This window comes from Hymenobacter plasmatis (assembly GCF_020711255.1).
Classification (GTDB): Bacteria; Bacteroidota; Bacteroidia; order Cytophagales; family Hymenobacteraceae; genus Hymenobacter.
Genome location: NZ_JAJFAW010000009.1, coordinates 160,087 through 180,238 on the forward strand (window position 1 = coordinate 160,087; position 20,152 = coordinate 180,238).

22 protein-coding genes are annotated in these 20,152 nt (G+C 63.0%); 21 read left to right on the forward strand and 1 reads right to left on the reverse strand.

Features of this window, described 5'->3' with window-relative positions:
* Positions 1–189 precede the first annotated feature (189 nt).
* The 19 genes from LJ738_RS08875 to LJ738_RS08965 all read left to right on the forward strand — a co-directional run bounded on the left by LJ738_RS08875 (position 190) and on the right by LJ738_RS08965 (position 17,922).
* Positions 190–1,464 (forward strand): site-specific integrase, encoded by a 1,275-nt coding sequence (locus LJ738_RS08875; RefSeq protein ID WP_227785976.1) that lies wholly within the window; start codon positions 190–192, stop codon positions 1,462–1,464.
* 28 nt (positions 1,465–1,492) lie between these two features.
* Positions 1,493–2,065 (forward strand): cation:proton antiporter domain-containing protein, encoded by a 573-nt coding sequence (locus LJ738_RS08880; RefSeq protein ID WP_227785977.1) that lies wholly within the window; start codon positions 1,493–1,495, stop codon positions 2,063–2,065.
* Positions 2,066–2,138: 73 nt separating this feature from the next.
* Entirely contained in the window at positions 2,139–2,597 is a 459-nt protein-coding gene (locus LJ738_RS08885; protein WP_227785978.1) for a hypothetical protein, read from the forward strand.
* A 13-nt stretch (positions 2,598–2,610) separates the two neighbouring features.
* Positions 2,611–3,987, forward strand: coding sequence for a DUF389 domain-containing protein (locus tag LJ738_RS08890; RefSeq protein WP_227785979.1), 1,377 nt, complete (start codon positions 2,611–2,613; stop codon positions 3,985–3,987).
* A 327-nt stretch (positions 3,988–4,314) separates the two neighbouring features.
* Positions 4,315–5,721: a chloride channel protein gene (locus LJ738_RS08895; RefSeq protein ID WP_227785980.1), complete on the forward strand. Its 1,407-nt coding sequence runs from the start codon at positions 4,315–4,317 to the stop codon at positions 5,719–5,721.
* Between the two features lie 450 nt (positions 5,722–6,171).
* The gene (locus LJ738_RS08900; protein ID WP_227785981.1) at positions 6,172–6,624 is read left to right on the forward strand and encodes a helix-turn-helix domain-containing protein; all 453 of its coding nucleotides are present in this window, start codon (positions 6,172–6,174) and stop codon (positions 6,622–6,624) included.
* 114 nt (positions 6,625–6,738) lie between these two features.
* Entirely contained in the window at positions 6,739–7,614 is an 876-nt protein-coding gene (locus LJ738_RS08905; protein ID WP_227785982.1) for an AraC family transcriptional regulator, read from the forward strand.
* 103 nt (positions 7,615–7,717) lie between these two features.
* Positions 7,718–8,167, forward strand: a complete 450-nt coding sequence (locus LJ738_RS08910) for a DUF983 domain-containing protein (RefSeq protein ID WP_227785983.1) — start codon at positions 7,718–7,720, stop codon at positions 8,165–8,167.
* A 341-nt stretch (positions 8,168–8,508) separates the two neighbouring features.
* The gene (locus LJ738_RS08915) at positions 8,509–8,778 is read left to right on the forward strand and encodes a hypothetical protein (protein WP_227785984.1); all 270 of its coding nucleotides are present in this window, start codon (positions 8,509–8,511) and stop codon (positions 8,776–8,778) included.
* Between the two features lie 177 nt (positions 8,779–8,955).
* Positions 8,956–9,444: a hypothetical protein gene (locus LJ738_RS08920; RefSeq protein ID WP_227785985.1), complete on the forward strand. Its 489-nt coding sequence runs from the start codon at positions 8,956–8,958 to the stop codon at positions 9,442–9,444.
* A gap of 453 nt (positions 9,445–9,897) precedes the next feature.
* Positions 9,898–10,818: a hypothetical protein gene (locus LJ738_RS08925; protein ID WP_227785986.1), complete on the forward strand. Its 921-nt coding sequence runs from the start codon at positions 9,898–9,900 to the stop codon at positions 10,816–10,818.
* A 368-nt stretch (positions 10,819–11,186) separates the two neighbouring features.
* Positions 11,187–12,434 (forward strand): acetyltransferase domain-containing protein, encoded by a 1,248-nt coding sequence (locus LJ738_RS08930; protein WP_227785987.1) that lies wholly within the window; start codon positions 11,187–11,189, stop codon positions 12,432–12,434.
* 86 nt (positions 12,435–12,520) lie between these two features.
* Positions 12,521–13,729, forward strand: a complete 1,209-nt coding sequence (locus LJ738_RS08935) for a sensor histidine kinase (protein WP_227785988.1) — start codon at positions 12,521–12,523, stop codon at positions 13,727–13,729.
* Positions 13,726–14,493: a LytR/AlgR family response regulator transcription factor gene (locus LJ738_RS08940; RefSeq protein WP_227785989.1), complete on the forward strand. Its 768-nt coding sequence runs from the start codon at positions 13,726–13,728 to the stop codon at positions 14,491–14,493. Before LJ738_RS08935 ends, LJ738_RS08940 begins: the two co-directional genes overlap by 4 nt.
* A gap of 36 nt (positions 14,494–14,529) precedes the next feature.
* Entirely contained in the window at positions 14,530–15,378 is an 849-nt protein-coding gene (locus LJ738_RS08945) for an alpha/beta hydrolase (protein WP_227785990.1), read from the forward strand.
* Between the two features lie 110 nt (positions 15,379–15,488).
* On the forward strand, positions 15,489–16,064 hold the full coding sequence (locus tag LJ738_RS08950) for a dihydrofolate reductase family protein (protein ID WP_227785991.1): 576 nt from the start codon (positions 15,489–15,491) through the stop codon (positions 16,062–16,064).
* A gap of 115 nt (positions 16,065–16,179) precedes the next feature.
* Positions 16,180–16,557 (forward strand): VOC family protein, encoded by a 378-nt coding sequence (locus tag LJ738_RS08955; protein WP_227785992.1) that lies wholly within the window; start codon positions 16,180–16,182, stop codon positions 16,555–16,557.
* Between the two features lie 56 nt (positions 16,558–16,613).
* Positions 16,614–17,066 (forward strand): DUF1569 domain-containing protein, encoded by a 453-nt coding sequence (locus LJ738_RS08960; protein ID WP_227785993.1) that lies wholly within the window; start codon positions 16,614–16,616, stop codon positions 17,064–17,066.
* Between the two features lie 289 nt (positions 17,067–17,355).
* The gene (locus tag LJ738_RS08965; RefSeq protein WP_227785994.1) at positions 17,356–17,922 is read left to right on the forward strand and encodes a dihydrofolate reductase family protein; all 567 of its coding nucleotides are present in this window, start codon (positions 17,356–17,358) and stop codon (positions 17,920–17,922) included.
* An 836-nt stretch (positions 17,923–18,758) separates the two neighbouring features.
* Here LJ738_RS08965 and LJ738_RS08970 read toward each other — a convergent pair.
* On the reverse strand, positions 18,759–18,923 hold the full coding sequence (locus tag LJ738_RS08970; protein WP_227785995.1) for a hypothetical protein: 165 nt from the start codon (positions 18,921–18,923) through the stop codon (positions 18,759–18,761).
* Positions 18,924–19,002: 79 nt separating this feature from the next.
* On the opposite strand from LJ738_RS08970, the gene LJ738_RS08975 reads away from it, so the two are divergent.
* Complete coding sequence (locus tag LJ738_RS08975) at positions 19,003–19,677, forward strand: BLUF domain-containing protein (RefSeq protein ID WP_227785996.1); 675 nt, start codon at positions 19,003–19,005, stop codon at positions 19,675–19,677.
* Positions 19,678–19,833: 156 nt separating this feature from the next.
* Complete coding sequence (locus tag LJ738_RS08980; RefSeq protein WP_227785997.1) at positions 19,834–20,052, forward strand: hypothetical protein; 219 nt, start codon at positions 19,834–19,836, stop codon at positions 20,050–20,052.
* Positions 20,053–20,152: the final 100 nt, after the last annotated feature.

Consider the following 20,152-nt stretch of genomic DNA (forward strand, 5'->3'; position numbering starts at 1 on the left):
AAATACCCCCCCTTTCTATCTGTAATAGATGAGGTTTCTTGTGGGCCCAACTGGAATAACACCTTTTTCCTCTTACGTACTACAAAATACCCTTAGATTAGATTTAAAGACAGTTTATTAGTACGTTGTCCTTAAAACTTCTTTCTCGCTCCCTAGAATCTGGTACTCCAGCGGTATTAATCCGTAAACTTGCCTTCGCAACCAAGTACTTCTTGTGAAAGCTCAACTAGTAACCCGAAAACCAAAGAGGTAACGGTTTACGCCGAGTACCGGCATTTAGGCAAGTGCAAGCGCGTGCGCACGGGCTTCAAGATTTCGGAGAGGTACTGGGACAACGAAAAGAAAATTATTCGGGCCAACGGCACACCCGACGTGGGCAGGGATAACAAACACCTGAACTTTGTTTTAACCGGCCTGAACGAGTGGGTTAACCAGCTTTATATCAAAAACGGCCAGTTATACCCAACCATCGACCAGTTCAACGCTGGCTACTACCAAGATGCCGCGAAGCTGCAACAAGCAGGTGAAGCTTCGAAATCCCAGGCGACCTTGGTTGATGCCTTGAGGTGCTTTATCGACGAACACCCGGACTGGGCCCCAGCCACGCGGAAGGGGTTCGGCACCCTGATTAATAATATTACTAGTTACCAGCTCGCCCAAAAAACCACTTGGCTCCTCCCCACTTTGACCAACGAAGACATAACCAAATGGCAGCACTGGCTCTTGAAAACCTACGACTACAAAAACGCCACCTTGGGGAAGCGGGTACGCCTGCTTCGGCAACTGTTACGCGAAAAGGAAGCGCCGAACGTGAAATTGGGCAAAGTCAAACCACTTTATACCCAGAGGCTGGCGCCCCCCGTGGTTCTACATCAACATGAAATCGAAGCTTTACGAAACCTCGACTTGCACTTCAGCCGCAAACTCGCGCGCGTCCGGGACTTGATGATTGCGCAAATCTTTTCCGGCCTGCGCTTCTCCGACCTTGTTAGGCTGCACAAGGACAACATCCAGAAAGGACACATCGTCATGCGCATGCAAAAAACAGACATGCTGGTGCGCGTTCCCATCTTCCAACCTTTGCAGAAAGTGCTCAACAAATACATCGACCTCGAAACCGGAGCCTTGCTATTGCCCAACCTGAGCAATCAAAAGTTTAACGAATACATCAAGGAGCTCTGTCAGCTGATTCCAGCTCTACGGAAACCGGTAGTCATCGAGGCCAAGAAGCGTGATAAGACCATCACTACCGAAACACCAAAGTGGGAACTGATTTCGAGCCATAGCAGCCGGCAAAGCTTTTGCACCATGTGCTTAGAACTGGGGTATTACATCAAGGACACCATGCAGTGGAGCGGACACCGAACGCTGGCTGCCTTCTCTCGCTACACCGGCCTCACCGATTTATACGAGGACGCAGGGGCTGATTTTAGCGCGCGATATGCCGCCAAGCTTTCGTCTTAGAACCGTTAAGGGTTTAATAACTGATGCCTTGTACTCAATTTTGTTATTCGGCTACGTAACTTTTTGGGCGCTGTACAGCATCGACAACTACCAGGTGGAGGTGGTGATTACCCTGGCCCGGGTGATGGGCGGCACGGCCCGGGCCACGGCGCTGCACACCTCAGGCCCGCTGGCCATCGTGGTGGCGGGCCTGATTGTGGGCGACAAAGGCCGGGAGCTGAGCATGTCGGACCTGACCCGGGAGTACCTGGACAAGTTTTGGGAAGTGCTGGACGAGATACTCAACGCGGTGCTGTTTGTGCTCATTGGCCTGGAAATGCTGGTGCTCGACATCAGCCGCACCACCCTGCTGAAATGCCTCGTGGCCATCGTGGTCGTGCTGCTGGCCCGATGGGCCGCTGTTGGTCTGCCGCTCATGCTGCTTCGTCGTTTTTCTCCGTTCGACCGGCAAACCCTGCGGGTGCTCACCTGGGGCGGCCTGCGGGGCGGCATTTCGCAGGCCTTGGCGCTGGGCCTGCCCCCGGCGCTGCACCCGGAGGTGTTCGTGCCGATGACGTTGCCGTGGTGCTGTTTTCAGCCGCCGTTCAGGGCCTTACGTTAAAGCGACTGTTGAGCTGGTTAAACCGGGGATCATATCCCCGTCGTCACCACTCCTATTTACTTACCGATTCTTTGTGCTTCCCACCCGACTTTATTTTTCTAACGCCGTGGGCTCGGTGCTGTTCGTGCCCGAATCCTTTGTTTACCTGCACTTCACGGGCGAACCCATGAGCAGCCCCGAGTTGCGGGCCCTCTACGTGCACGCTGCCAATCTACTGGCCCGCTACCGCCTGAGCGGCATTCTGGCCGATCACCGCGCCATGCCCGCCGCCTTCGAAACGCCCGACCGGGAGTGGCTGCTGACCGAGTGGCTGCCCCATACCGTGCCCCCGCCGCCGCCGGTGGTGCGCTACGCCGTGCTGCCGAGCCCCAGCGCCACCCGCCGCCTGCACACCGAAGCCGTACTGCAGGAACTGGCGCAGTACCTGATAGTGCAAGTGTTTGAAGACCTGGACAGCGCTGCCAACTGGCTGAAAGCGGGCAACGACCCCACCCAAGCGGCTGCCGCTGCGGCAGCGACGGCCACCCCATAACCCCGGTTTACCCATGGATTTACCCTTGCTGCGCTGGCTGCGCGCCCGGTTCGACCTGGCGCACGACATGGCTGAACCGACCGAAATTGTGGCCGATGTAGAGGCCGGCATCGCTTTTAAGGGGACGAACTTGTGGGTGTTGTTCTTCGCTATTTTAATAGCCTCGGTGGGGCTGAACGTGAATTCGACGGCCGTTATTATCGGGGCCATGCTCATTTCGCCGCTCATGGGGCCGATTGTGGGCGTGGGCTTTGGGGCGGCTGTTTCCAATGTGGACCTGGTGCGGCGGGGCCTGAAAAACCTGGCTATCGCGGCCGGGCTCAGCGTAGTGGTTTCGGCCTTGTATTTCCGCCTCACCCCCCTCACCGAGGCCGGTTCCGAGCTGTTGGCCCGGACCACCCCCACCTCCTGGGACGTCGCTATTGCCTTGTTTGGCGGGGCGGCCGGGGCCATCGGCTTCACCCGGCGCGAGGTGAGCAACGTGGTGCCCGGCGTGTCCATCGCCACGGCCCTGATGCCGCCCCTGTGCACGGCCGGCTACGGCCTGGCCACGGCGCATTGGGCGTTTATGGCCGGGGCGCTGTACCTGTTTTTTATTAATGCGGCCTTCATCAGCCTGGCCATGTTTCTGGTAGCCCGGATTCTGCCACTGCCGCACCACGAGTTTGCGAACCCCCGGCAGGCCCGGCGGGCCCAGCTGCTGTTCTGGACGGTGGCCATCCTCACGGCCGTGCCCAGTGTGTGGCTAGCCGCCGGCATTGTGCGCCGCACCACCTTCGAACACAATGCCCAGCGCTTCGTGGACGAGGAACTGAACCTGCCCGGGGCCTACGTCGTGACCCGGCGCATCGAGTACGACACGCGCACCATCAACGTGCTCCTGACGGGCCGCGTGCTCACGCCCGCCCAGTTGCGCACCATGCAGGCCCGACTGGCCGAGTACCACCTGCGCCGCACCCGGCTTACCGTGCGGCAAGGCCTGGCCCAGCTTGATTCGGCCGATGCCCACGCCCTGCGCAGCAGCCTGTTAGAAGACCTGCGCAGCCGCAACGAGCAAACCCTGGCGGGCTACGACACCCGCCTGGCCCAACTGCAGCAGCTGCTGGGCCAGCGCGACTCGGCCGCGGCCGGCCCGCGCCTGCCCACTGCCACCGCCCTGCTGCGCGAGGTGCAGGTAGAGCATCCCGCCGTGCGCCAGCTCGGCCTGAGCCGCCTGGCCACGCCTGCGGCCGACTCGCTCCGGGCCGACACCACGCTGGTGGTATCGGTGCGCAGCCGCGGGCCCTTGCCCGCCGCTGAGCAGGGCCGCCTGCGCCAGTGGCTGCAGCTGCGGGTGGGGGGGCGGCAGCCCGTGCAATTGCTGGTAGAAGCGGCTATTCCGGTAAAGTAGCCTGCCTGGTCTTGGGAGGACTATTGCTGTGCTTCCAGACGGGCAATGGCGGCTTATTACCCGCCTGCTCCGCCCGAAAGGCCGGGGCCACGTGGTCCGTGGGCAAATAATCTACCGGAATCACGGTCTGGGTGCCATCCCGTGCAGCACGGCAATGAAGCGACAGGATATCGGTCCCGGCTGCGTTGCGCGGGTCATGCTGGTAAAGGCCAATGGCCAGCTTCCCGGATTCACCCAACCCCCACGTAAAAGTCCCGACCTTGCCGAAAAGCATGGCGTAGTTCTGCCCGCCGGGCCCCGGCGGCCATTCACCCGAAATTTCCCTGAATGCCTGATTCCCTATCCCGTTACACCCGCTTGCTCGCCTGGCTCGACCGGCACGTTATCCAACCGCTGTACACGGACCGGGTGCGGCGGTTGATTCTGCAGAGCTTCCCGTTCTGGGTGGCCTCCATTCTCACCGGCGTGGTGGCCGTGGGCTACGAAAAGGTATTTGGCTGGGCCGAGCAGGTGAGTTTTAGCTGGCTGACGCGGGCGCCGTGGTTAGCGTTTGCCCTCACGCCACTGGCCTTTGGGGCATCGTGGCTTCTGGTGCGGCAGGGGGCCCCGGCGGCCCGGGGCAGCGGCATTCCGCAGGTGATGGCCGGCATCCAGCTTTCGAGCCCCAGCCAGCACCACCGCACGGCTTACCTGCTGAGCTTGCGCGTGGCCCTGGTGAAGGTGCTCAGCAGCGTCGTGCTCCTGCTGGGCGGCGGCGTCATTGGCCGCGAAGGACCTACTATCCAGGTGTCGGCGGCCATATTCCGGGCCATCAACAAATTGCAGCCCGCCGGATGGCCGCATCTCTCGCGGCAGATTGCCCTGGTTACGGGCGGCGCGGCGGGCCTGGCGGCCGCCTTCAACACGCCGCTGGGCGGCATCGTGTTCGTGGTGGAGGAGTTGACCCAGATGCACATGGCCCGGTTTCGCATGGCCGTGTTCACGGCCGTTATCATTGCCGGCCTCACGGCCCAGACCTTTCTGGGGCCTTACCTCTACTTGGGTTTCCCTAAAATTATTCCCGTCGTCGGCTGGGGACAACTGCTGGTGGTCGTGGTGGCCCTGGTGTGCGGCCTGGCCGGGGCGGTATTTGCCAAAACGCTCCTGTGGCTGGGGCGCTACCGGCAGCGGTTTACGACGCTGGCCGCGCAGGCGGGCTGGGTGCTGGGCTGCGGCCTGCTGCTGGGCGGGCTGGCCTACTGGGTTGGGATTGAAGGCGTGGGTACGGGGAAGCCGATTATCAACCGCCTGCTGTTCCAGAACAACGGGGCTACGCCTTGGTACCTGTTTCCGGTGCGCTTCGCGGGGATGGCCCTGAGCTACAGCAGCGGCGGGGCGGGCGGTGTGTTTGCCACCTCGCTCAGTGCCGGGGCCATTCTGGGCGATGGCATCTGCCAGGTGTTCGACGTGGCCGTAGCCGACCGCAACCTGCTCATTCTGGTAAGCATGGTCAGCTTCCTGACCGGGGTGGTGCGTTCGCCTTTCACGGCCGCCATCCTGGTGCTGGAAATGACAGACCGGCACTCGGCCATTTTCCAGCTGCTCATCAGCGGCCTGCTGGCCCAGGGGGTAGCCTCGCTCATCGACCCGCACTCGCTTTATGAGCATTTAAAGGCGGGCTTTATCCGAGAGGCGACGAGTGTCGAGCATCCAGTGGCCCCAAAAACATCGGCTGCCGAGCCCACGGCTTCCTGATAGCGTCAGCAGCGCTGCCGCGCTTGCAGGGATAATTTGTTTCGGGGAGGAATCGGTCGACTTTTTCCAGTATAAGAAAAATTAGGTTCCGCTCAATTTTATACCCTCGGCATGGCTGCTCGCTCTACTGCTGCTAGTCGGGGGGGTGTACGTTGTGGCAGGTGAACCAGCCCCTGTGCGAACCGTGCCTGCCGGGCACGAACTGTCCGCCGTGCAGAAGCCAAGCGCAGTGCTTCGTCGCTGCGGTCACAGCCGGCCTGCTATTGCTCTCGGGGATATGGTTGCTAGGTTTAATGCAGCGCAGGCAGACCAACTAACCTTCCTATGGCGATTGAGTTAAATCCCGCTGTTTTCTCTGCCCGCAAATGTGCCGGAGATGCCCACCTCTGTCCTACCGGCTACGGTGACCAGGTGACGAATTTTGCCGGAGACCACTAACTCCTTACGCTCATGTCTCCAACTCATGCATCCGTCGGGCGGCCGCGGCCCCGCAAGGAATTGCCGCTTCCATCCCCGGTAGTGGCTCCCGTTGGCCAGGCCCCCCTGGGGCTACCGCTGTTCCTGGACGAGCGGCACCGGCAAGTGCGGGCATTTGCCCACTTGGTTGACCAGCAGTTCCGAACGCTGAAAACGGTGAGTGGCTACGCCGCGCAGCTGTCCTTGAGCCCCAACCACCTCAATGCCCTCTGCCGCCGGCTGCTGCACCAGACCGCCAGCGACGTGCTGCACGCCCGCATCGTGGCCGAAGCGCAACGGCTGCTGACCCAGTCGGTTTCCTCCGTGGCTGCTATCGCCGCGGCCCTGGGCTTTGCCGATGCGTCGTACTTCTGCCGCTACTTTAAAAAGTACGTGCGCCAGACGCCGTTGGCCTTCCGCGAAGCCCTGTCGCCGGCGCACGATTAGCACCGCGAACCTGCCTGCATCGTATTGCGCCCGCCGCTGGCCCGTAACGCCGGGCGGAAATTGCGTAAGTTCGGGCAGAATCATTCCGCGGCCGCCTTTGCCCGGGGCCTGCGTATGAAAACCCCGAACCTGCCCGTACTGGCCCTTGAGCACTTTTCCGAGCCCCACCGGCCCGGCCCGGGCTACTACATCGAGCGGCTGGAAGACCACCTGGCCCGCTTTCCGGTCGTGAGCCTGCCCCACGCCCACAGCTTCTACCTGCTGCTCTACGTCACCCAGGGGCAGGGCACGCACACCATCGACTTGGTCACCTACGAGCTGCAGCCCGGCGGGCTCTACTTCCTGGTGCCCGGCCAGGCCCACAGCTGGGTGTTGTCGCCCGATGCGCAGGGCTACATCCTCTTTTTCAGTGCGGCCTTTTACCAGCGCCAGTACCCGGCCGGCCGCCTGGCGGCCTACCCGTTTTTTGACCCAGCTTACGCCCCCGTACTCTTCCTGCCGCCCACAGAAAACACGCTGCGCGGACTGTTTGCCTGCATATTCGAGGAAAATGCCACGCCCGCGGCCAATCGCAACGAAGTGGTGGGAGCCTATATATACCTGCTGCTGGAGCTGGCCGGCCGCTTTTACGGGCCGGAGCAGCAGCGGCACGCCCCGTCGCACGGCCTGCAGCAGGTGCGCGCCTTCAGTCAGCTGCTCGACGCACATTTCCGCACCGAGAAAACCGTACGGTTTTACGCCGACCGGCTGGCAGTGACGGCCAACCACCTCAACGCCCTGTGCCGGCAGTTCCTCAACCAGACGGCCAGCGAGCTGATTCATGAGCGGGTCATCACCGAGGCCCAGCGGCGGCTGGCCCACTCCGCCGACCCGGTGAGTCAGGTCGCCGACTACCTGGGTTTTGACGACGCCTCGTACTTCACGCGCTACTTCAAAAAATACGTGGGCCTGACACCGGAAGCCTTTCGGCAGCAGCAGCGGGTACGTTAAGGGGGGCCATCCGTTGATTTGTCCGGTAGGTGCCCGCATATGGGCTGACACCTGCCCTGCAGGGGAGCGTAATTTTGTGTCGTTCAACAAGCTCCTGCAAATCATGGCACCGATTGCCTCGAATACCTCCGCCCTGCTCGCCCTGCGCTGCCCCCGTTGCCACGAAGGCAAAATCTTTACGTCGCGGGCGTTCAGCTTCCAGTTTGCCGACATGCCCGCGGTCTGCCCCGTGTGCGGGCAGCCCACCGAGCCCGAGCCCGGCTTCTACTACGGGGCCATGTTTGTGAGCTACGCTTTCTCGGTGGCCATTTTTGCCGTCACGGCCGCGGCGCTGTACTTCCTCTTCGGCGACCCCGAGATTTGGGTGTACGTGGTGGTCGTGGGGCTGACCGCCATGCTCTTTACGCCACTCTCGGTGCGCTACTCACGTATGCTGATGCTCTACTTATTCGGTGGGGTGCACTATACGCCCGACTGGGTGCGCTACGAGCCGCGGGCCCGGCGCACGGCCCCGACTTCGATACGAACAGAGCCCGGGCTGAGGTCTTCCTAAGGGCTGTGCGCCCCATCCCGAAGGCCCGCCTCCCGGTCCAAGGGGCGTAAATGGCCGGTACTGGTTTTCGCCTAATCGGCAGGTAAAAAGCGCGCCTACGGCCATAGCCAGCGCGGCCGCGCACCCTTCCGACTCGCGGCCAACGCCAACGGCGGCCCTCCCGGTCCAAGGCGCCCACACCGCTCGGCCTTCACCCGCCCCGTATGGAAGCACGGGCAGCCCGCTAGATGTTTACAGGGCCTGATCCACAGCTTTCCTTTCCCGCTTCCCAATACCCTCCCCCACCCCTCCCCAGTTCTGAGCTCCACGCCCTGCTGGCGGTTTCCTTCACCGGCCTGGCCTTGTGGCGCCCCCGCTACGGCCCCGACGGGGCCGCTGTCACGGACTTTGCCTGTGAGTATCTGAACCCCGCCGGGCAGCAGATGCTCGGCCCTCTCGAACGGCCTGAACAAACCTTCCTGACGCTCTACTCCAACGCCCGCGAAAACGGCTTGTTTGCCTGCTGCCGCGTGTTTGCCACCGGGAAGCCCGACCGTTTCGACGTCCATGCCCTGGCCGATGGCCGGGGCAACTACTGGCACCTCGCCGCCCGATCCTGCAGCGAGTCATAGGGTAAACGCGGGGTTCCTCTCCCGTTTCCTGGGAGGCGGAAGGGTTCAAATAAACGGTCAGGTGATTTGGCGTTTTACGGAAGCTGAAGGAGCAGCAAGGGAACTGGTAATGCCGCCGGTATTTGCACCGTGCAATTAGGTGGTATAACTATTCCTTGGTCTATATTTGTTTGCCATATGTCACCCGACCTGCTTTTACTTCCGGAGCTTAGCTTTTACCGGGCTACCTATGAATGCGACCCGCCCTTGGTGCGAGGGGCGGGCCAGCGCCCGTTGAGTGCAGAAGAAGTCACCGAAAGCTGCGAATTGCTGCTGGCCATGGCCCAACGCCACCAGTGCACGTGCTGGCTGCTGGACGGGCGGCACCACCAGCGAGAGCAGCCCCAGGAACTGCACGATTGGTTGCGGGAAGAGTACTTGCCTCGGGTGCGCGCGGTACTCGGCCGGCCGTTTTTCATAGCATTCCTGGTTCCTCCCTTCGTTTGGGCAGGCCTGCTGGCCAAGGGCTACTCCGATCCGCAGGACTGGCACACCCACGCGGTACACCTGGCCTGGTTCACGCACGAAGCGCCCGCGTTGGAATGGTTGGCCCAGCAGCGCGACCACCAAGCGGCTAGTAGCCTGCCCGCCGTCGTTTCGGCTCCAGAGAATAACGTCCAGAAATAGGAGGAATTTTGCACGCGGAGACAAGAGCTTATCCACTGGCTACAACTCTTTGGGCAGGGCCTGAGGGGCTGTGAGCGCTGGCCTTCCCCACCACCGGGGTGAACGCCGACGACCAGCAGCACTTGTACTTTACGGCCGGTCCTCAGGGGGAAACCCACGGCCTGTTCGGCTAGCTCAAGTAGCCGCGCCCACCTACCGGGGGCCTAGCCCGGCTTCGGGCGCCTCCGCTAGAGAGGAAGGGAACGGCACGCAGAAGTGGAGCTGAATGGGAAAAGGAAGGCTTGGCGCAATGCCGGTCCTATGCCCCGCCCTCCGGGGCCACGCCTACCCAGAAAGGCCGCCGGCGCGCCCGCCCGGAACCAACACCGGGGCCCCACCGGCAGCCCGTGGCAATGCCAACTTTTACGGCCCGTTCCAGTACTAAATAAGCCCCTGCCCCTCGCCCCTGCCCCCGTGAAATCCGTCGCTGCCGCCGTCCAGTTTGCGTACCTGCGGTTGCACGGGGCGTGGGAAAGCGCGCACATGGCCCGCGCGCTGAGCGGGGCGCTGGTGGCGGTGTTTGGCAGCACCGTGGCCCTGGCCCTGGTGAATGCCTCGGGGTGGTTCGCCCTACCGGGGTGGTGGGGCCGCGTGCACGTGCTGCACGCGGTGGAAATCACCTTTACCCTGCTCTTGTTTTTTGAGATGATCAGCCTAGTGTTTGTCATCCCGGCCTCCATTGCCAATTCCCTGGGCAAGCAGATCGGCATCTTGAGCCTGGTGCTGGTGCGTTCCTCCTTCAAAGAATTTGCGCACTACCACTTTGCGTGGCCCGTGTACCGCCAGCTGGGCTCGGTGTATAAAATGATGGCCGACGGGGTGGGGGCGCTGCTGGTGTTTCTGCTGCTGGGCGTGTACTACGCCCAGCAACGCCACCGCCCCGTCGCGCCCGAAGCGCACCGCCACGCCTTCGTGCGGCTCAAGCAAGGCATTGCCCTGCTGGTGCTCGGGGCTCTGCTGGCCCTGGCCGCGCACGACGGGGCCCAGGCTTGGCGCACGGGCCACTTGGTGCCCTCGGTGGGGCGGTTTTACCTGGTCCTGATTTTTGCCGACCTCCTGTTGCTGCTCGTCGCCTTCCGCTACACGCGCGCCTATGCTGAGCTCTTCCGGTATTCGGCCTTCGTGCTGGTCACGGTCTTCCTGCGGTTCTCCTTGGTGGCCCCGCCGTACTACAACGCAGGACTGGGCGTCTTTTCGGCCCTGTTTGCCATCGCCGTGGCGTATTGTCACCGCCGGTTCACCGCATCCCCCCGCCCCTGGGCGGCCAGCAACAGCCCGCTCCCCCGCCCGGCGGTCCCGGGTAGCGACCGGCCCCAATCCGGTGCCTCCCCTTGAGCCACGAACCCGCCCGGTGAAGGACCGGCGGATACGCCGGAAGGGAGCGCGACCGGGCACCGTGCCGGCGCTACTCACGAGGGGAGCGACCAATAACACGGCCCGCCAAGTGGGTTGATGGGCGAGTGTACGCCAAGCGGAACGAAGTTCAGAAAAACGGTCGAAAGGCAACCAGGAGGCAAGGTGACCAGCTTCCCCATTCAGCCAACCCCGAAAACGCCCTGAAATAGGGAAGCATGACCGGCTCCTCGCATTGGGATAGCACAGGGCTCGGGTGGGATAAAAAATGCTTCGGCCCGGAAAGTTTTGGTAGGAGCCGTGGGGATGGCCTGATTACTTCGCAGTGAATTAACACTTCGCAAGACCCCATGGCACTGCCGCAGTACCGTTCTGTAAACCCCGCCCCGGCGGCTAGCACGTCGACCGCGCAGCTTGGCTGGGACGAACGCGTAGCGGCTCCCGTGGTGCCCGGGTCGGCGCGGGTACAAGCCGTCGACGTGGTGCGGGGAGTGGCCATGGTCCTCATGGCCCTGGACCACATCCGCGAATTCTGGTCGCCCATGACGATGCGGGCGGAGGACGTGGCGCACGCCTCCGCCGCGCTGTTTTTCACGCGCTGGGTCACGCACTTCTGCGCCCCCACGTTCGTGTTGCTTTCGGGCGTGAGCATCTGGCTGTCGGCACGAAAACAGGTTTCCCGGGCCCGCACGAGTGGCTTTTTGCTAACGCGTGGGCTGTGGTTGGTAGCGGTAGAGGTAGTCCTCATCAGCCTGGTGCTGCAGTGGCAGTACAACCTCATCCTGCTGGAGGTCCTCTGGGCCATTGGCGGAAGCATGGTGCTGCTGGCCGCCCTGGTCTGGCTGCCGCGCAGCGCGCTGGCGGTGCTGGCCGTGGTCATCATCGCCGGGCACGACGCCCTGCCGGTTATTCAGCCCGTGACGGCGGGCAATGCGGGCTGGGCGCTGCTGCACAACCCGCCCTTTGTGTTGCCAGTAACTGGGCTGCCGCCGCTGCTGGTGGCATATTCCGTGGGGCCGTGGCTGGGCGTGCTGCTGGCCGGCTACGTGCTGGGGCCCTGGTTTACCCTGCCGCTGCCGCAGCGCAACCGGCGCCTGCGCTGGGCGGGCCTGTTGGCGCTGGGGCTGTTTTTGACCTTGCGGGCCACCAACTGGTACGGCGACCCCGCGCCCTGGGGTGCGCAGCCGCGTGGCCTGGGCTACACCATCCTCTCCTTTCTGAACGTGACGAAGTACCCGCCCTCCCTGCTGTTTTTGTGCCTGACCCTGGGCGGGGCGCTGCTGCTGCTGAGCGTGACGGAGTCGCCGACGAGCCGGCCGGCCCGGTGGGCGCGCACCTTCGGGCAGGTGCCCTTATTTTACTTTGTCGCCCACCTGCTGCTCGTCAGCGGCGCGGCCTGGGTCTGGACCCGGCTGGCCTTTGGGCACCCGGTGAACTTCTCTTTTGCCTCGGTCAAGGAATGGCCCGCCGCCTACCAGCCGAGCCTGTTGCGGGCCTATGCGGTGTGGGTGCTGGTGGTGCTGACGCTGTACTGGCCCTGCCGCTGGTACGCCGGTTACAAGCGGCGCCATTCGCACTGGTGGCTGTCGTACCTGTAAGCACCGAGCCGCAGCATGCTGTACGGCGGGCCGCGTTTCTGGAGCACATAGGTCAAGCAATTGGGTAGAGGCGTACATTCAGGGTGATGAACATTTTGCAAACCGTATTTCAGGCCGCTGGCATTCCCCTTCGCCGCGGGGTGTTTTGGGCCCTGGCGGCCGCGTTCTGGAGCAGCTTTACCCTGCTGGGCTACCTGCAAACTTCGGCCTACTGGTCGCTGCAGGGCGGCCACGGCCTCACGCGCACGGAGACGCTGGACATGGCATTGCGCAGCGGGCTCTGGTGGCTCAGCACGCCCCTGATCCTGTACCTGGCGCACCGCGCGCCCCTCACCACGCCGCGGCGGGCGGGCAGGCTGGCCCGCCACCTGCTGCTGCACCTGGGGGCGCTGTTTCTGCTCAACCTGCTCATCTCCGGGCTGGTGTACGGCCTGCTATACCAGGTGCTGGGGCTGCGCACAGGCCGCGCCTGGGCCCCCGACGGCGTGTGGGCCAGCATGCTGCTGCGGCTGAGCAATTCGCTGGCCCTGTACCTGCTGCTGGTGCTGGTGTACAGCGTGGTGGCCTACGCCTACCGCAACCAGGCCCTGCACCACCAGAACACCCGCTACGAGCTGGCCAACGAGCAGCTCAAGGCCCAGCTGGCGGGCGCCCAGCTGCAGGCCCTGAAGATGCAGCTCAACCCCCACTTTCTCTTCAACACCCACCACGCCATCGTGGGGCTGATTCTCGAGCAGGAAAACGACCGGGCCATGGCCATGGTCACCTCGCTCAGCGACCTGCTGCGGGCCGTGCTGGCCAACGGCGAGGCGCAGCTGATTCCCCTGCGGGAGGAGCTGCAGTTTGTGACCAAGTACCTGCACATCCAGCAGATTCGCTTCCAGGACCGCCTGCGCATTGAGCTGGCCATCGACGCCGACGTGCGCGGGGGCCTGTTTCCGCAGTTCCTGCTGCAGCCGCTGGTGGAAAATGCCATGGTGCACGGCATCGAGCAGCTGGCCGGCGACGCCCTGCTGCGCATCGAGGCCCGCCGCGAGGGGGACCAGCTGCTGGTGGAAGTGCACGACAACGGCCCGGGTGCCACCCGGCCGGCCCGCCCCCGGCGCAATGGCGCGGCCGAAGGCATTGGCCTGAGCAACACCCGGGCCCGGCTCGAAAAGCTCTACCACGGCGGCGCCCACCTCGAGTTCGGCCAGCCCCCCACGGGCGGCACCGTGGTGAGGCTGCGCGTGCCGTTTGCCGAAGCCCCCGCGCCGGTCCAGGACCTTACTTACGCTGCCCCCGCCTCCGTATGAGCTACCGCGCCCTGATTGTGGACGACGAACAGATTTCGCGCCGCATCATCCACACCTTTCTCCGGGACGAGCCCGCCGTGGAAGTGGTGGGCGAAGCCGCCAACGGGACCGAGGCGGTGCTGCAAATCCTGCAGCTGCGGCCCGACCTGGTGTTTCTGGATGTACAGATGCCGGAGCTCGACGGCTTCGAGGTGTTGCGCGAAGTCTGGCCCCACCACCAGCCGTTCGTGGTGTTCACCACCGCCTACGACGCCTACGCCCTGCGCGCCTTCGAAGTCAGCGCGACGGATTACCTGCTCAAGCCCTTCGACCGGCTGCGCTTTCAGCAGGCCGTGGAACGGGTGAAGCAGGCCCTGGCCCCGCGCCGCGCCGCCGCGCCCCGCCCCGCGCTGCCACCCCTGCTGGCCGCCGTGGGCCCGCCGCCCGGTTTTCTGCAGCGCCTGCTCGTGAAAGAGCAGCGCCGGCTCTTCTTCGTGAAAACGGCCGACATCCTGTATTTCGAGGCCGACCGCAACTACCTCCGCGTGCACACGGCCACCGGCACCCACCTCATCTACCAGAGCCTCACGCAGCTTGAGCCGCAGCTGGCCCCGCTGGATTTTACCCGCATCAGCCGCTCCTGCATCGTGGGCCTGAACCACATCGCCGAGCTCGAAACCTACTTCAACGGCGAGTACCTGGTGAAACTGCACAACGGCGAAACGCTCAAGTGGACCCGCAGCTACCGCGACAACCTGTCCGCCTTTCACGGGGCACCAGGCTAGCCGCTTCCCTCTCCTTTCCTCTCCTTAGCTCTGACTTTGAAAGCGCCTTATCTGCCGTTGTTCTTGTTATGTGCCCTGGGCCTGGCCGCCGGCCCGGCGGCGCGGGCCCAGGAGCGCCCCGTCCCGCTGGCCATCGGGCAAACCTTTACGCTCGCCTCGGCAGCGCTCGGCGAAACCCGCCGCATCAACGTGTACCTGCCGCCCGCCTACGCCGACTCGGCGGCCAGTGCCCGCCTGCCGGTCCTGTACATGCCCGACGGCGGCCTGGGCGAAGACTTTGTGCACGTGGCCGGGCTGGTGCAGGTGTTGACCGGCAACGGCACCATGCGCCCCTTTATCCTGGTGGGCATCGAAAACACCGAGCGCCGGCGCGACCTCACCGGCCCGACCACGGACCCGGAAGACCGCAAAATTGCCCCGCGGGTCGGCGGGTCCGCGGCCTACCGCACGTTTATTCGCACGGAGTTGATGCCCCTCATCCGGCAACGCTACCGCACCACGGCCGAGACGGCCATCGTCGGGGAGTCGCTGGCCGGCTTGTTTGTGGTGGAAACGTGGCTGCTGGAACCGGCCCTGTTTGATACCTACGTGGCGTTTGACCCCAGCGTGTGGTGGAACCGGGGCCAGCTGGTGGGCCAGGCCGATAAGATGCTGCGCGCCTATTCCGGCCCGGCCAAAACGTTGTACGTGGCCTCGAGCCGCGACAGCGAAAAAATACCCGAGTCGCAGCACCTGGCGTCGGTGCTACGAGGCGCTCCGAAGGGCCAGCTCACCTGGTATTATCAGCCGCTGCCGGCCGAGACGCACGCCACCATTTACCACCCCGCGGCGCTGCAGGCCTTTCGCCTTGTCTTCCCGCCCAAGCCACGGCCCACCGGAAACTAATCGGGACCCGGGCGCGCTCAGTGGGGCCCGCCGGGGTCCGCTACCCGGGGCAGGCTCCCACACAACCCACCTCAAGTTTACCACCCCATACTACCCCACCCGCAACCAACATGAGAAAGATTCGAATCATAGAGCACATCTCCCTGGACGGCGTGATTCAGCACGAGAACGGCGACGGCTTCGGGCACGGCAACTGGACGATGCCGTATCGCACGCCGGCCGGGTTGGCGGCCGTGGTTGAGGCATATGGCAGTAGATTCGATTTGCTGCTGGGCCGCCGCACCTACGATGCCTGGGCTGGCTTCTGGCCCCAGGCCGGGGATAGTCCGATGGCCAGCGGGCTGAATGCGGCCACCAAATACGTGGCGACCCACCGGCCGGAAAGCCTCGCCTGGGGCCCGGTCCAGGACTTGGGCACCGACATCCTGGCGGGAATTCGCCGCGTCCAAGCCACGGACGGCCCGGACCTGATTGTCTGCGGCAGTTCCACGCTGACGACTCTATTGCTCGACCAGGGATTGGTCGATGAGGTGGTGCTGTTGGTCTACCCGGTCTTGCTGGGCTGGGGCAAACGCTTGTTTTCGGAAAGTGCCGCCCCGCGCGAACTCGCGTTCGTCAGTTCGCAGGCGACGTCCACGGGCGTGCTCCTCAACACCTACCGGCACGTGGGAGCCCTGCGACGCTAAGGCGGTTGCTCGCCTTGGCCACCCCGCTTACGGCGTAAAATGGTTCGGCAGACGACTGCCTTAACCGCTTCTATACCTCTCAAATCAAACGTATTACCCTTACTTCTGCGGCCTGATGGATTTAAAATTTGAACTCGTGCCAGTACCGGTCATCGACATCGACCGCGCCAAAACATTTTATGCCGAACAGGTCGGCTTTGTGCTCGACCACGACGTGCAGCCCAGCCCCACGGTGCGGGTGGTGCAGCTGACCCCACCGGGCTCGGCCTGCTCGATTGTGTTGAGCCGGGGGCTGAACGGCTTGGCCATGGCGGCCGGCTCGTTACGCGGCTTGCACTTGGTGGTCGCCGATTTGGGCCAGGCCCGCGCCGAGCTGGCCGGCCGCGGAGTGCCCATGGGCGGAATTCAAGACCTGGGCGGTGGCATGCTATACGCGGGCTTCCAAGACCCCGATGGCAATACGTGGACGTTGCAGCAAATGCCAGGCCGGTAGTATCACTTCCAAACGGGAACGGTACCCGGTATTCCTACAACTAATCTGAGCATGAAATGAAGACCATCTTTGACAAGCCAACCCAAAAAGAATTAATAGACCGAATGCACGGTCTGCACGAGGACAGCAGTGCGCAGTGGGGCCGCATGAATGCGTATCAGATGCTGAAGCATTGTGCTTTAGCGCACGAAATGATTCTGCAGAACCAAACCCATCCTCGCGCCTTAATGGGGCGTTTGCTAGGAAGAATCCTGCTGAAAAACGAGGTGAAAGACGACCGGCCCATGCGGCGAGGGAATCCGACTATTCCTGCACTCCAGGTGAACGAAACGACCGGCGACTTTGCAGCGGAAAAAAGCAGATGGGTTGGCTTGGTACATGACTACGCCCAGTATTCTTTCCCCGACCACAGCTTTGTGCATCCTTTTTTTGGGAAAATGACCAGGGAACAAATTGGGTACCATGCCTATAAACACACGGACCATCACCTCCGGCAATTTGGTTGTTAGCTGGCCTCAACCCGCACCATGGCCGCACCATGCGTGAGAACGGCCGCAACGAATAACCGGGCCATGCGCGACACCTTAACCCGAAGCCAAGTCAGAGAGTTGACCTTCAAAAAACAGTCCGGCTAGCCAAAGGAGCATTTTTTCGGCCCAGCGGCTTTGCTCGTTGGCGGGGTACATCAGACGGGCAACAACAGGGTCGTCCGGAGTTCTCCCTACTCAATGGCTCGCTACCTATGCGTTCATTGACTTCTTGAGATTTCTAATTCAAACCAAGGTAAAAACCCTAAAAATGAGAAAATTGGTTTTGTTCGCACACATGTCGCTGGATGGTTTTGCAGGTGATATTCAATGCGGCCTCGATTTTTTGTCGTACAATGAGGAATTGCAACGATTCGCCGACGAACTGGTAAAAACGGTCGGTGCTGCTGTTTACGGCAAGCAGACGTATCAGTTAATGGCCGGGTACTGGCCCACCGTGTTGGCCGATCCAACCGCCAGCAAACAGGAACGTGAACACGCGCGCTGGGTGCAGGCAATTCCGAAATTCGTCTTTTCCACCACCTTGCCCCGGGCGGACTGGCATAATACGACGCTGGTCAACGGCAATGTTGTGGAAGCGGTGAACCACCTGAAACGGCAACCCGGCAAAGACCTGGTGATATTCGGAAGCCCCGGCCTGGCCAAAAGTCTGATGCAGCTCGGGCTGGTCGATGAATATAAATTAACGCTGCACCCCATCTTACTAGGGGAAGGCATCCGGCTGTTTGATGGCCCAATACAGCAGAGCAATTTGAAATTGCTGGAATCGAGAACGCTCGGTTCGGGGGTCGTAACGTTGCATTACGGGGCGCGATAAGGAGCTAAAAAAGCACCTCCGCCTGCGGGGTTGCGCCGATTTTCCCTTGCCCGCGGGCATTTCCGCCAGACAAGAGCGCCTGCTGCGCGACCCGACGAGTTGGGAGGAAGGGCTCGCCCAACGGCCCGCACGAGTATTTTTGTTCGTCCCCTTGTACTACCCCTACTGCTGCAAGGAAAGCATGATATTCGACCATAGCTGGTGGCGCATCCCAAATATTGCATAAGGTAAATCGCTAAGGCCCATGGCGATAAGATTTGACGTTCATTCAAACGGTCGTGGCTGTTGCTGAACTATCGATTTCATTACTAGCCCCCTTTGGATTGCCGGTTCAGTGAGCAGAGAGTCCGCCCCGGGCTTTTTAACGGTGACTGACCGGTTGCTTAGCTGCCGGCGCGCCCGGCGGGGCGTTCTGCAACCGCCACGGTCAGAATAGCAAAACGAGCCGTTATCGTGCACTCAGAATCAATGCCGGCATCGCTTGGCTCGTGGCCAAGGCCTGCACCCGGTTCGCGTCATGCCCCCACAGGCTTCCTGCTCCGCCGGGGCGTAAAAGCGTACAACCCGGATGGCCTGTTGGTCGATGAGGTAAAAGACGTACTCGCCCCCGTCCTCAACGGGGCAGCCCATCGGGCCATCGGGCCGGTTGCCGCCGCCTCCCACGGCCCAGAACCATGCGGGGTGCAGCTGCTGCCAGGTACGCCGCAGCGCCGACGGGTCCCGTCACGGGGCACGAGGTAGCGGTTCGTATCGGGCCGCGTCGCGCGAAAACGGGCGCCTTCATGGCTAAAGTGGCCGGTGAGCTGGCCGGGGTAGTAGTGGCCCAGCCCGTCTCGCTAGGGGCTGGTGTAGGTGAACGCGTCCACGCCGCCCCGGTGCTTGGCCACGATGAGACATTTCGGCGCGTTATTCCACGAGGATCCGCGGTGGTAGACGACGATGCTGTCGTTATGCTGCTGAAAGAAGACGTGCAAGGGCGTTGGGGCGAAGGCCTTCTTCATAAAAAAATATTACTTATCGCAAGTATTATTCAATATATATCCGTCGAATAAGGCTAGGAGGCGTACACGTTCCTAAAAAATGCTTCCTCCCCCCCCGGCCACCGAGGCCCAGCCCCGGCGCGCAATCGACTGGGCCCTGGCCTTGACCGCCAACACCGCCCTCTCCCCCCAGCGCTACGAGCGTCAACTGCTCGAGCACTACCGCCTGGGCGAGCTCACCCTTGACGAAGTCATCGGCCTGCTCGAGGCCAGCCAGTACCACGTGCTCTACCGCAGCCACGCCACCGCGCCCTTCAGCGAGGGGCAGCTCCAGGACCTGCTGGCCACGGCCCGCACGTTCAACGCGGCCCATCGGCTCACCGGCCTGTTGCTCTACGACCAGGGCCGCTTTGTGCAGGTGCTCGAAGGCCCCGAAGCGGCGGTGCGCGCCCTCTACGCCCGCATTCAGCGCGACCCGCGCCACCAACACGTCGTCACCGTCAGCGAAGGCCCCGGTCCCCCCGGGCGGCGCTTTGGCGACTGGGGTATGGCCTTCGGGCGCGAGGCCGGCCCGGCCGTGGCGCGGGCCTTCGATACCGTGCTGGCCCACGACCCCGCCCCCGGCACGGCCCCCGACCCGGCCCTGTTGCTGGCGCTGCTCCAAGCCTTCGGGGTCACGCCAGAACCCCGGTCCCCCGAGGAGCGCGGGTTGCCCCTCGGCGACGCCGGTCTGCCCGCGCCCGGTATTGATCGGCGCGCGAAATGGACCAGCTAGCCCAAGGAGCCTATTATTTACCCTCAGCTGTGAGCCCTACCTTGTGGCCTCTGCCACATCGCGCCTATATCACGTTCCCATCCCTGGCAAGAACCATGGGCTGGGTTGCCGGAAAGGGCGCAGGCGGCCTTTCAGCTCCAACTGGCGCGCCAGCTAGTGCCGGGGCACTCCTTGTTTGGGCACCAGTGCACGCTGCTGGGCAAACATGCGGGCACCGGTGACGTGCTGGTGGCCCTCGAAGTTGGTCGGCTGGTCGTCGTGCCCCTGACCTGGGGCGGGCCCGGGGACGCACGGTATCCCCACTCCGCCTTTTTTCCCGACTGGGCTGACTTTGCTGCCAACCGCATGGCTCCGGACACGCTGGATTACCTCTGAGCCTCCGCGTTCAGGAAAAGGGTCGTGGCTGTTGCAGAACTGCCCAAGTGCACGCATCGCCGAGCAACAGAACGGGGCATTCGGGGCTTGTTCGAGCAAT